This window comes from Nocardia speluncae NBRC 108251, from assembly GCF_001613245.1.
GTDB classification, from domain to species: domain Bacteria; phylum Actinomycetota; class Actinomycetes; order Mycobacteriales; family Mycobacteriaceae; genus Nocardia; species Nocardia speluncae.
The window spans coordinates 42601-55199 of the sequence record NZ_BDBZ01000036.1 but is presented as its reverse complement, the minus strand read 5'-3'; the positions used below and the strand labels follow the sequence as shown (position 1 = coordinate 55199).

Sequence of the window (12599 nt, the reverse complement as noted above, 5' to 3'; positions counted from 1 at the left end):
CGGCCGAGGGCGCGGACGCCGGAAGCAGAGGAGCCGCCGCAATGGCCGACGACGGAGCCGGGAACAACACCGGCGGTGCGGCAGCGAACTCAGGTGCGGAGAACGCCGGGCAGCACCCGGACCCGCCCGGCGCCGAGGAGATCATCCGGTATTCGAAGGATCCGGCGACGCGTATCGCGACCATCACCTTCGACCGTCCCGATCAACTCAACGCCCCCACCATGGCCGCGCGCCTACGCTACGGCGACCTGATCCACCGGGCCGGTATCGACGACGACGTCAAAGTCCTGGTGATCCGCGGCGCCGGCGACGATTTCGGTTCGGGCGCCGATCTCGGGGAATTCATGGCCGTGCAGAACGACCCCGACCAGGGACCGCGGCTCAGCGAATACAAGATCGGTCCCGACGAGGTGCGCTATCCGCCGAAGGAATCGTTCCGGCACGGCGCCAGTATCAGCCAGTGGTACGCCAACGCCCAGGCCGGCTGCCGGAGTCTGCAGGAATTCAAGAAGATCAGCATCGTCGAGGTGAAGGGCTACTGCTACGGCTGGCACTTCTACCAGGCCGCCGATGCCGATCTGGTGATCTCCGCCGACGATGCCCTGTTCGGGCATCCCTCGTTCCGGTACTACGGGTGGGGGCCGCGGATGTGGACGTGGGCGCAGACCATGGGGTTGCGCAAATTCCAGGAGATGGTGTTCACCGGCCGCCCGTTCTCCGCGGCGGAAATGGCCGACTGCAACTTCCTCAACAGCGTGGTCCCGCGTGCGGAACTCGAGACCGAAACCGCGAAGTACGCGCTGGCCTGTGCCCGGAACCGGCCCACGGACACGGTGTTCATGCAGAAGGTGTTCTTCGAGATCATGAAACAGCAGCAGGGCGAATACATGGGCAGCCTGCTCAGCGGTTTCTTCGAATCGATGGGCGGTCATATCCACGCCGACGACAACGATCTGATGCTGGACAACGCCTTCGACGACGGTTTGAACAACTCGGTCAAGGACAACGACAGCCGCTTCCCACCGGAGTTCCGGCTCAGCAGGTCGGGCCGGCGGAAAGCCGAATAATGCCTCAGGAGCCCCCCGCCGAGTCGCCGGTGAACGGCTCACACACCCCTGGCAGCAGTGACACCGTGGTGAAGCAGGACGTGGCAGCCCACGACGGTCGTACCGGAAACGGGGCACTCACCGGATACACCGTCGTCACGCTGGCCGGAGGTATCGCCGGCGTCTACTGCACGAAACTGCTCGCCGATGCCGGTGCCCGGGTCGTCTTCGCGGAACCACCGCGGGGTATCGCCCTACGCTGCCGGACATCCTCGGACGCGAGGCCGGAGCCCGGCGTCGACGGCGCGCTCTTCCAGTTCCTCGCCGGGGCCGGGCACAGTGTCGTCATCGATCCGTCCCGGGCGGACGACCACGTTCTGCTCGACTCGCTGCTCACCGACGCCGATGCGGTCGTCTGGTCGCCCGGCAGCGCCCTCGCCGACGACCGCGGCTGCACACCCGCGGCGCTGCGGGAACGCCACCCGCATCTCGTGGTCACCGCGATCACCCCGTTCGGTCTCGACGGCCCGTGGGCCGGGCGGCCGGCCACCGAATTCACCCTGCAGGCATGGTCGGGCGGCATTGTCGGACTCGGCCGCGGGGCACCGGAGCGCGCACCGGTCCATATCGGCGGCGAGGTGGGCGAATGGTTCGCCGGCGCGCACGCGGCGGCCGCGACGCTCACCGCCCGGCATCGCGCGCTGCGCACCGGAACCGGTGAACTCGTCGACCTCTCGATGCTGGAAACCCAGATCCTGGGCCTGTCGTACTACCCGGTGTCGTTCTACGACACCGTGAACCGGCCCTTCCGCACCCAGCGCCGGCTGAGCCGGCCCGGCGTCGCCACGGCAGCCGACGGGCTCATCGCCGTCGGCTGCGGTACCGCGCAGCAGTGGTTCGATCTGTGCGTCATGGTGGGTCATCCCGAATGGATCGACGAGGACCCGGCCCCCGCGATCACCGAACGCACCAACGAGAAGGCCGGCGAGATCGCCGCCTGGTTCGCCGAGCGCACGGTGGACGAGATCCGGGAACTGGCCACGGCGTTCAGGATCCCGAACAGCCCCGTGGCCTCCGGTGCCGATGTGACCGGACTCGACCAGCACCGAGCCCGGAAGTTCTTCGACGTGAACCCCCGGTCCGGATTCGCCCGGCCGGGGCCACCGTTTCGGACCACCCCCGCACTGCTGCGCTCCCCCGAACCGGCTCCCGCCCTCGGCGAACACACGGACCACTACCGCTCGACAACCGCAGGCACTGCCCGCGGGCACGATGCGCATGCGAGCACCCGGTCGTCCACGGCTACCACGAACCCACTTCCGTTCGCAGGTCTGCGGGTGCTCGATATGACCACCTTCTGGGCCGGTCCATCCTGCACCCACTACCTGGCACTACAGGGCGCCGAAGTGATCCACGTGGAGTCGGCCCAGCGCCCCGACGGCACCCGGCTCATCGCGGGCGTCCCGGCCGACGAGGACCGGTGGTGGGAGAAATCCGGGATCTTCTCCGGGCTCAACACGAACAAGCGCGGGATCACCGTCGATTTCCGCAGCGACGCCGGCCGCGAGATCCTGCGCCGCCTCGTCGCCTCCTGCGATGTGCTCGTGGAGAACTACACCCCGCGGGTCATCGAGCAGATCGGCCTCGACTTCGACACCGTGCGTACCCTGCGTCCCGACGCGATCATGGTCCGCATGCCGGGTTTCGGGCTCGACGGGCCGTGGCGGGACAATCCGGCCTTCGCGTACGTGATCGAGGACGCCGCCGGACTGACGTGGCGTACCGGCTACGCCGATCAGAACCCCGTCGAGCCCTACAGTCTCGGCGACCCCAATGCGGGCGTGCACGCACTTGTCGGACTACTACTCGCGCTCGAACACCGCAGGCGCACCGGCGAGGGCGTGCTCGTGGAGGCAGCCATGGTGGACGCGGCCCTGAACATCGCCGCCGAACAGGTCATCGAGTACTCCGCCTACGGAACACTGCTCGGGCGCGACGGCAACCGGGGGCCGCACGCGGCGCCGCAGAATCTGTACCGCGCGGCCGGGGTCGACGAATTCGGCCGGCCCGACAATTGGGTCGCCCTGGCCGTCACGACCGACGAGCAATGGGTGGCGCTCACTACGGCACTCGATGAGCCTGCCTGGGCAAAGGTGCCATACCTTCGTACAGCCGCGGGCCGCCGCGCCCATCACGACGAGATCGACACACACCTGTCTGCCTGGTGCGCCGGCCGCCCGGCCGGCGAGATCGTCGACGTGCTCTGGACCGCGGGTGTTCCCGTCGCCGAAGTCCGGCAACCGCACCGGCAGACCGAGATTCCCCAGCTCGACCACCGGAATTTCTTCGAGCCGGTCCCCCATCCGGTCACTCCGACCGCGCGCCACAGCACGGTGCCGGCTCGCTTCTCTGCCGGGCCTGCGCGCTATCACCGCGCGCACGCACCGTTGCTGGGACAGGACAACGACGCGGTGCTGCGCGAACTCGGGTACTCGGCGCAGGAGATCGCTGCCCTGGAAAAGGACAGGGTGATCGGTGGGGAACCCGGCTTCTGAACCAATTGACAACACACTGTCATATTGACAGAATGTTGTCATGAATCCGAAGATCGTTCACCTGGCCGTGTACAACACCCTCGCGGACTGGGAGGTCGGCGCGGCGACCGCGCATATCAACAATGGCAACTGGCACCGCGAACCAGGCCGGTACCGCATCCGCACGGTCGGCGCCGGCACCGAACCGGTCACCACGATGGGTGGGATGCGCATCCTGCCCGACCTGCCCCTCGCCGATCTGTCCCCTACCGACAGCGCCATGCTCATCCTGCCCGGCGCCGACGGCTGGGACAGCGGCGATCTGGGCGAATTCGCGGATAAAGCCCGCGAATTCGCCGCCGCCGGGGTACCGGTCGCGGCGATCTGCGGCGCAACGTACGGGCTCGCCGCGGCCGGGTTGCTCGACGACCGCGCACACACCAGCAACGTCGCCGAATACCTCGCCGCCTGTGGCTATTCCGGCGGCGCCCGCTACACGGATGAACCGGCCGTCACCGACCGCGGCGTCATCACCGCCAACTCGACCGCACCGTTCGAATTCGCCCGCGAAGTACTTGCTGCCCTGGACATCTACGAACCCGCCGTACTCGACGGCTGGTACCGGCTGTTCGGCCAGGGCGACCCGGCCGGCTACGCGGTCCTGGCGGAATACGAGGCCCGGCAGGCCGCGGCCTGAACCCGGCGCCCACGATGGAGAACTCCGAACAGCAGTTGTTCAGCACCGCCGCCATCACCTCGTTCCGGCTCAACGGCCAGTTCCTCGCCCTCGCCGAAAAGCTGGCCGAACCCGCCGGCCTCACCGCCGCATGGTGGCAGGTTCTCGGCGCTGTCCTACGCGAACCGCTCCCGGTGGCCGGTATCGCCCGCACCATGGGCGTAACCCGCCAGAGCGTACAGCGGATCGCGGACCTGCTCGTGGCCCGCAACCTCGCCGAATACCGGCCCAATCCGGCACACCGGCGCGCGAAACTGGTCGCCGTCACCGATGCGGGGCGGGCGGCGATCGACCGCATCGGCCCGCGTCACGCCGAATTCGCCACCCGCCTCGCGAAGCAGATGGGCCAGGACCGGCTGGCCGAGATCGTCCAGGCCATCACCGACCTCTCGGCCGCTGTCGATCTACTGGACATCGACAGCGAGTCCCGGTAGCGGCCGGAGGTGCCGGAATGGAAGAAGCGGGCAAGCGCCACGACCGCGCAGGCCCCGCCCGTCGGATACTCAGGTCCGGTCTTCGCGCGCCTCGGTCGTCCGCAGATAGCAGGTGAGTAGGTCTCTCGTCTCGGCCAGACACTCGATCTTCGCCTCGACTCGGTCCACTTCGCGTCGTAGCACAGCGATCATGTCCGGATGTGGCTCCAGGTCCGGGGCCTGCCCGTGTGCGCACGGCAGGATATCCCGGATCACCGCGGTGGACAGCCCCGCGTCCAGCAGCGCGCGGATCTGCGCCACCACAATCAGCGCATCCGCATCGTAATCGCGATATCCGCCCGCAGTCCGCGGCGCAGTGAGGAGACTCTGCTCCTCGTAGTAGCGCAGCAGCCGCGCGCTCACCCCGGTGCGTGCGGACAGCTCACCGATGCGCATATGACCTCGCTCATACTTATTGACCTTCACATTCATGTGAGCCTTTAGCTTATCCGTATGTCAGCGCATTCGACCACCCCACTCGCCAGTACCCCTCTCACCGGTTTCCTCCGCGGCAGCGGGCCGGCTTTACTGCTCGCACACGGTGCGAGCAGCGACATTGCGGACAGCTTCGGCCCACTCGTCGACCATTTGGCCGATACGAATACTGTTATCGCGCCCGACTATCCGGGGTCCGGCGCGACACCGGCCGACCTCGAGCCGCTCACCCTGGACAGCTTGGCCGACCGGCTCGTGCACACCGCCGTCATGTCCGGTTCGGACCAGGTCGCAATCCTCGGTTTCTCCACCGGATCCGCGGTCGCGGTGCGCGCCGCGACCCGGCATCCGGAACGGGTCAGCGCGCTCATCCTTTCCGCTGGACTGGCTCGGCCGAACCCCCGCCTGCACTTGATCGTCGACACCTGGCGGCGGCTGGCTCGGGCGGACGATCAGCACACGCTCGCGGCCTACCTCCTCCTGATCGGCTGGAAGGCGGCCTGGCTCGACGCCCTGTCCGCGAGTGAACTCACCGCACTCGCCGGCCGGATTCCGCCACATCTGCCGCCGGGCGCCGATGCCCAACTCGACCTCCTGGCCAGAGTCGATATCCGTGCCGACCTCACCGAAATCACCGTCCCGGTACTGCTTGTCGCCGGCGCGCATGATCAGGTGATCTCAGCGACGCTGACCGAGCAGCTCGCGGCGGGCATTCCCGGAGCCGGACTGGTGGTCCTGGATTCGGGTCATGCGCTCGCCGCCGAGCAGCCCGCGGAATGGGCCGGCGCGATCGTCGAATTCTTGTCCACCGTGCGCGATCACCATCGGACGAACCGCTGATTCGAGGCGCGGCCGGAGCGCCGGTCAGATACCGGCGAGCCGGCGCACGATCGACAGGGGCAGTACTTTCATTGCGTAACCGAACGGAACCCATGGCCACGCGGGGGTGTAGGCCTTGAACCGGCGCTTCTCGATCGCCGACACCATCGAACGCACCCCGGTCGGGGTATCGACGAGAAATTTCGGCGGATGGGCGGCCTTCTCGTTCATCTCCGAAGCGATATACCCCGGGAAGACAATGGAAACATCCACCCCCGGAACACCTTCCGCAGCAATACCTTCGGCCATCGCCGCCACACCGGCCTTACTCGCCGCGTAACTGGTCATCGTCTTGGGCATCCCGCGCACCGCGGAAATCGAGGAAATCACCACGAGGTGACCCCCGCCCTGCGCGCGAAAAATCTTCATGGCGGCCTCCATCTGCGCCATGGCACCGAGGAAATTGGTGATCGCGGTCTGCCGGTTCGGCCGCTCACCGCCTTTCCCGAAGGGCACGCCCTTTCCCAGGCCGGCGTTGACGATCACCCGGTCCAGACGACCGAACTCGGCGGCGAACTCGTCGAACACTCGAGGTACGGCATCGAAATCGGTGACGTCCAGGGCAGCCGTCCGGACCCGCACCGCCGGATACACGCCGGTGATCTCGGCGGCGAGTTCGTCGAGTCGTTCGGTCCGGCGGGCACACAGGGCCAGCTCATAGCCGAGGGCGGCGAACTGGCGCGCCATCTCGGCCCCCAGACCCGAACTGGCGCCGGTGATGAGAATCGAACCTGTAGCCACGGTGGTGCCTCTCCCGGGGTCGGCCGTACCGGTCACGGCGCGGCGGTGGACGACAGGTCCGAGCGTAGTGCGCGACGATCACTCGGCTCGCCCGAAACCGTACCGGGCCGGCGCCGCCAACCCACCGATCACTTCCCGCCGCCCGCATCGTCTGTATAGATGTCCCGACTCCCGAAGGACTGCGATGACCGATATCGAAACCCGCACGCTGGCCGCCTCCGGCACAACCCTCACCTACGATATCCGCGGCGACCTGCACGGACGTGAACGGATGCCGTTACTGATGGTGGGCTCCCCGATGGCGGCCACCGGCTTCGGCTCCCTGGCGCAATACTTCACCGACCGGCCGGTGGTGACCTATGACCCGCGCGGTATCGGCCGCAGCACCCGTGACGACGGCACCAGCTCCGGCACGCCCGAGGAACACTCGGACGATATCCGTCGCATCATCGAAGCACTGGCGGCCGGACCGGTGGATATCTTCGGCAGCAGTGGCGGCGCGGTCAACGGTCTCGCGCTGGTGGCCCGGCACGGTGAGCTGGTGCGCACCCTGGTGGCACACGAACCGCCGGCCGCCCAGTTCCTGCCCGACCGCGACCGGATACTGGCCGTCTCCACCGATATCACCGCCACCTATAAGCGCGCCGGGCTCGGCCCCGCCATGGCGAAATTCATCACCCTGATCTCGCAGCGAGGCCCGCTGCCCGCTGACTACACCGACCGGCCCGCGCCCGACCCCGCCCAGTTCGGCCTGCCCGCAGCCGACGACGGTTCCCGCGATGACCCGATGGTGGGCCCGCATCTGCTCTCCTGCTGCGGCCACGAACACGATCCCGCGGCACTCACCGCCGCACCCACCCGGATCGTGCTCGGTACCGGCCGGGCTTCAGCTGGCGAACTGTGTGCCCGTGCCGCGGTCGCCTTCGCCGCCGCCCTCGACAGCGAGGCCGTCGCCTTCCCGGGTGGGCACGCGGGCTTCACCGGCGGCGAATTCGGGATGGCCGGCGAGCCCGAGGCGTTCGCTGCCGTCCTGCGCGCGGTTCTCGATCGCCCCGGGAGCTCCTGAGACCGCGCTCCGACCGATCGGTGGACCGGTCAGCGAGCCGCCTGGATGTGAGGAGCCGCCGGAGTCACGAACGGGGCAAGTGCACGCTGGATCTGCTGATGCGATAACCGGCTGTGCCGCCGGCCCGGCAGCCCCTCCTCCGGCGCTCCGCCGGCCGCCCGGCATTCGTCCGGTTCGGTTACCGCCGGATCCGCCGCGAACTGTTCACCAGTGAGGTCGATTGCCGCCAGCCGGTTCCCGGTCCTGGCCTCGTACACGCTGAGCCGGTACGCCATCGTGAACAGATTCAGCGTCCGGCCGACCGGTTGATCGGGCGCGGGCGGGTACTGGCAGGTCCGCACGAGCTGCCCGAGCCGCCCCTCCGATACGCAGGCCACCAGCTGCACCGACCGCGCGTCGACGGGGTGCCACACCGCGGACGGCCCGAACGTGCTGATCTCGGACAGCTTCCCGGCAAGATGCACGGGGCTGGGCCCGGCCACTGCATACGGCGCGGCGACCGTCGTACCGCCCCCGCCCCGGCAGAGGGCCCCGTATTCTGCCACCTCGAACCGGGCGAACCCGGAGGCCGCGAACACCGTTCCGGCCGCCACCGCCAGCACCGCTCCCGTCGCCCCGACCGCCGCCGCATACCGCGCACCACGGCCACCGCCGCCCTTCTCTCCCGGTCTCCCGGCCACGGCCCCCCGCCTACGGTGCACCGATGCTTGCGGATCCGCTACCTGCTCATGGTCCGGCCGCCGCGGACCGCCTGCCGTTCGCGCGACCATGCCGCGGTCTCGCCTCCGGTCCCGTACCTGCCGAAAGCCGGTGAGCCCCCGCTCGACACGTCCCGCAACCTGTGCGGACCTGCTTACTCCGGGCCCGGGAGCCCCGGTCTCCGGCTGTTCGGCCGGGCCGCCGGTCGAAACCCCTGCACGGGCTGTTCCCGCACCGGTTCGGGGCTCCTCTGCCGAGCCTTCCCCATGCACCGCCGCGCCGAAAGGATACGGACGCGGAGCATCTTCCGCTCCCGCGGCGGTCCGGAGCAGCCGGTCGCGCAGGCCGCTCATCCGCACTGCGCCCGTCTTCCGCCGGGACCGGTTATCGGCTGCCGTGGATCCCAGCGCCCGGTCCGAGAACCGCTCCGGCGACCGCCCCCAAGAACCCGGCCCCTCCGGGGCATGCTCCGCGGGGTGCTCGACGGGGGCATGACCCACAGGGGCCCCGTCGATAGGAGCCCGCGTCGCGAAGATGTCCGTTGCCTCGGAATACGACCGGGGCCCCGCGGCCGGCAGTGGCCGCTCCACCGGCGACGCCGCGCCGAGCCGCGCGCCCGAGTGCCGCGGCCCCGGCGCCGGGCGGGGGCCCGAAACAACCACATCCGCCGGATCTGCCACAGCTGCCGCGGGCTCCTGCCCACCGGCTGTCTGCGCTGCCGGCTGCCTTTGTGAGAGCACTTCGGACACCGGTGGACTCGTGCGCTCCGATAGTGTCCCGGGCAGCCGCTCCGAACCGGTTTCGCCGTAGTCCCCCGTGGTCTCCTGTGACCCCGGGCGACCGGGCACCACCGATCGCTCCGCCGAACTGCTCTGCTGGATGTCCGCGTCCGCATCCGCCCCGTCGAAGCCGGTCGTATCGAACTCGCTCACGGATGCACCCGAATGGCCGTGCCACGGAACGGAAGCCATTGGGGGCCGCTCACCGGATGCCTCCGCACGACCGGAAGCCGGTTCCCGGTCGACCCGATAGCTCGGGGCGGTGCCCTGGAGTGCTCGTTTTTCGGGGATCCCGGTTGCTCCGGGACCGGGCGCGGCCTCGGCGTATTCCGCACGTTCGGCCGCTCCGTCGACCACCGGTCCGGGAAACACGATGTCCGGCTGTGCCGCTCGGCGGCGGGCACCTCCGAACAGCGGAACTCCCGCTTTCCGCGACGGGCTCGCAGGCTGCGCCGGGGTGGGCGCGCCGATCATGGTATCGGCCGCCGTCACCACAAACCCTTCGTCCGCTGCTTCCGCAGGATCGGGCGCGGACAGCGGTACGCCGAGTGCCGAGAATGCCTGGGCTATATCGGCGGCGCGCCAGCGCACCGGCCGGTCGGGCGGGCGCTGGAAATACTCGGCGAAACCCGTCGATTGCCCGATCCGGACCATGATCGTTTCTTCGCCCGGCTCCTGTGGCGGCCGGTTCCAGGTGATGCGCGATCCGGTTTTCGGGATGAGGACCACGAGCAGTTCGATCTGTTCGGGCACCCCGGCCCGGCGGAACACCGCCGCCAGTTCGGCTCGCTGGCGGCGGGCCCGGTGCAGCGGATTGACAGCGCCGGATCCGGTCCGAAGATCCGCGGCACGTTCACCGACCTGCCATCGACCGGCCGATGGGGTGTCCAGTACGCCGTGCTGGACCGATCCGAAATCCGCCAGCAGTACCAGCGTGCACCCGTACGGGGTCCAGATCAGCAGGTCGGCCGTCGTGGTGGAGCGGCGACGCGGCCGCGGCAACGGACAACCGAGCAGGGCGATACCGCCGACACGTTCGGAACCTGCACCCCAGTCGCCGATCAGGCGGAGAACGAACCGCTGCACGCCGGACAATTCGGCGCTCTGCACGCGTACAATCACGGCAACCCCTACTTCGGTGACCACGAAACCCACGCACGCCACACCGGCGCCAGGGGACGGTCTAATCCTCTGGCGCACAACGTGTTTGGATGCGCCGTCGTCAATGGTAGCAATACGCGGCACCGCGCACGAGAGCCTGCACCCGCACGCATGCGTACGCATTTGTGCATATCATCCGGGCCGTCGGGATACAGCCCCGCGACGGACACGCCCAGCTTTGATCAACACGGCCCGAGCCGCCATCACGCGCGGTACGTTTCAGGTACCAGAGCCGATCTGGTAGTGCGGCCGGCCATCGGTGGTGCCGATGCGGTGAACGCACGCGGTTGCCCGTGGCCGCTTCGAGGAGAACGTCGTATGCCGCAGTTCGAAGTTTCCCAGGAAGTCGTCTCCACTGTCGCGGAAGGTGAGGTGCTGCGACTCGACGCCCAAGCCGTCGACTACGCGATAGTCGCGCTCTATTTCGTCTTCGTCCTCGGTATCGGCCTAATGGCCCGCAAACGCATCTCCTCGAGTATGGACTTCTTCCTGTCCGGGCGGTCCCTGCCCGCCTGGGTGACGGGCCTGGCGTTCATCTCGGCCAATCTGGGTGCCGTCGAGATCATGGGTATGTCGGCCAACGGCGCGGAGTACGGGTTCCCCGCCTTCCACTACTTCTGGATCGGCGCGGTGCCGGCCATGCTGTTCCTGGGCGTGGTGATGATGCCGTTCTACTACGGCTCCAAGGTGCGCAGCGTGCCGGAGTTCATGCGGCGCCGCTTCGGTACCGGCGCACATCTGGTGAACGCGCTGAGTTTCGCGGTCGCCCAGGTGCTCATCGCCGGGGTCAACCTGTATCTGCTCGGCACCATTCTCAATGTGCTGCTGGGCTGGCCGCTATGGGTCGCGGTGATCGCGGCGGCGGTGATCGTGCTCTCCTACATCACCCTCGGTGGCCTGTCGGCGGCGATCTACAACGAAGTGCTGCAGTTCTTCGTCATCGTGGCCGCCCTGCTGCCGCTCACGCTGATCGGTCTGCACCGGGTGGGCGGCTGGTCCGGGCTGGAGGACAAGGTGACGGCGTCCCCCGGCGGCGCCGCGCAGCTGGATTCCTGGCCCGGTAACGCCCTGTCCGGTTTCGCCAACGATTTCCTGTCCATCCTCGGCATCGTCTTCGGCCTGGGTTTCGTACTCTCCTTCGGTTACTGGACCACCAACTTCGTCGAGGTCCAGCGCGCGCTGGCAACACATTCCATCTCCGCCGCCCGCCGCACACCGATCATCGGCGCCTACCCGAAGATCCTGATCCCGCTGATCGTGATCATTCCCGGCATGATCAGCGCCGTACTGGTCCCGCAGATGGCCGAATACAAGCAGGCCGTCACCGCGAACCCGGATGTGGACAGCGATGTCACCTACAACCAGGCGTTGCTGTACCTGATGAAGGAAGTACTGCCCAACGGCCTGCTGGGTGTGGGTCTGGCCGGTCTGCTGGCGGCCTTCATGGCCGGGATGGCGGCCAATGTCTCGGCCTTCAACACGGTGTTCAGTATCGACCTGTGGCAGCAGTACGTGGTCAAGGACCGTTCCGATTCCTACTATCTGACGGTCGGCCGGCTGGCGACCGTGGGCGCCACCGTCGCGGCGATCTTCACCGCGTTCATCGCGGGCGGGTTCAGCAACATCATGGACTACCTGCAAACCCTGTTCAGCTTCTTCAACGCACCCTTGTTCGCGACCTTCATCCTCGGCATGTTCTGGAAACGGATGACCCCGACCGCCGGTTGGACAGGCCTGGTGGCCGGTACCGCGGTCGCGGTCACGATATTCGTGCTGAACGAGACAGGCGTGTTCTCGCTGTCCGGCCAGGGTGTCAGCTTCGTCGCGGCCGGCGCCGCCTTCGTGGTGGATATCGTGGTCAGTGTGGCCGTCACCATGGTGACGGCGCCCAAACCCGCCGCCGAACTCGTGGGGCTGGTGTATTCGGAGACGCCGCGCGAACTGCGCACCGACCCGGAAGCCGCCACCCTGCCCTGGTATCAGCGGCCGGTGCTGCTGGCGGGTATCGCGCTGGTGCTCGTGATCATCCTCAATATCGCGACTCGATAGG

At 68.2% G+C, this 12599-nt stretch carries 10 protein-coding genes; 7 read left to right on the top strand and 3 right to left on the bottom strand.

What is annotated here, in order from left to right:
* Positions 1-41: 41 nt before the first annotated feature.
* The 4 genes from NS6_RS26735 (at position 42) to NS6_RS26720 (ending at position 4750) form a co-directional block, all read left to right on the top strand.
* Entirely contained in the window at positions 42-1067 is a 1026-nt protein-coding gene (locus NS6_RS26735; protein WP_084471471.1) for an enoyl-CoA hydratase/isomerase family protein, read from the top strand.
* Between the two features lie 65 nt (positions 1068-1132).
* Complete coding sequence (locus tag NS6_RS26730; protein ID WP_245669521.1) at positions 1133-3601, top strand: CaiB/BaiF CoA-transferase family protein; 2469 nt, start codon at positions 1133-1135, stop codon at positions 3599-3601.
* Between the two features lie 40 nt (positions 3602-3641).
* Entirely contained in the window at positions 3642-4277 is a 636-nt protein-coding gene (locus NS6_RS26725) for a type 1 glutamine amidotransferase family protein (RefSeq protein WP_068047204.1), read from the top strand.
* Positions 4278-4291: 14 nt separating this feature from the next.
* Complete coding sequence (locus NS6_RS26720) at positions 4292-4750, top strand: MarR family winged helix-turn-helix transcriptional regulator (RefSeq protein WP_068047201.1); 459 nt, start codon at positions 4292-4294, stop codon at positions 4748-4750.
* Positions 4751-4819: 69 nt separating this feature from the next.
* On the opposite strand, the gene NS6_RS26715 is transcribed toward NS6_RS26720, so the two are convergent.
* Positions 4820-5185: a MerR family transcriptional regulator gene (locus tag NS6_RS26715; RefSeq protein ID WP_068047717.1), complete on the bottom strand. Its 366-nt coding sequence runs from the start codon at positions 5183-5185 to the stop codon at positions 4820-4822.
* Positions 5186-5242: 57 nt separating this feature from the next.
* Here NS6_RS26715 and NS6_RS26710 point away from each other — a divergent pair, with 57 nt between their 5' ends.
* Positions 5243-6064: an alpha/beta fold hydrolase gene (locus NS6_RS26710; RefSeq protein ID WP_068047198.1), complete on the top strand. Its 822-nt coding sequence runs from the start codon at positions 5243-5245 to the stop codon at positions 6062-6064.
* Between the two features lie 24 nt (positions 6065-6088).
* Here the strand turns inward: NS6_RS26710 and NS6_RS26705 are convergent, their stop codons facing one another.
* Positions 6089-6844, bottom strand: coding sequence for an SDR family oxidoreductase (locus NS6_RS26705; protein WP_068047714.1), 756 nt, complete (start codon positions 6842-6844; stop codon positions 6089-6091).
* A gap of 184 nt (positions 6845-7028) precedes the next feature.
* On the opposite strand from NS6_RS26705, the gene NS6_RS26700 reads away from it, so the two are divergent.
* Positions 7029-7910, top strand: a complete 882-nt coding sequence (locus NS6_RS26700; protein WP_068047196.1) for an alpha/beta fold hydrolase — start codon at positions 7029-7031, stop codon at positions 7908-7910.
* Positions 7911-7939: 29 nt separating this feature from the next.
* On the opposite strand, the gene NS6_RS26695 is transcribed toward NS6_RS26700, so the two are convergent.
* Positions 7940-10510, bottom strand: coding sequence for a hypothetical protein (locus tag NS6_RS26695; protein WP_157112964.1), 2571 nt, complete (start codon positions 10508-10510; stop codon positions 7940-7942).
* Positions 10511-10867: 357 nt separating this feature from the next.
* Between NS6_RS26695 and NS6_RS26690 the strand changes: the two genes are divergently transcribed.
* Positions 10868-12598, top strand: a complete 1731-nt coding sequence (locus NS6_RS26690; protein WP_068047187.1) for a sodium:solute symporter family protein — start codon at positions 10868-10870, stop codon at positions 12596-12598.
* Position 12599: the final 1 nt, after the last annotated feature.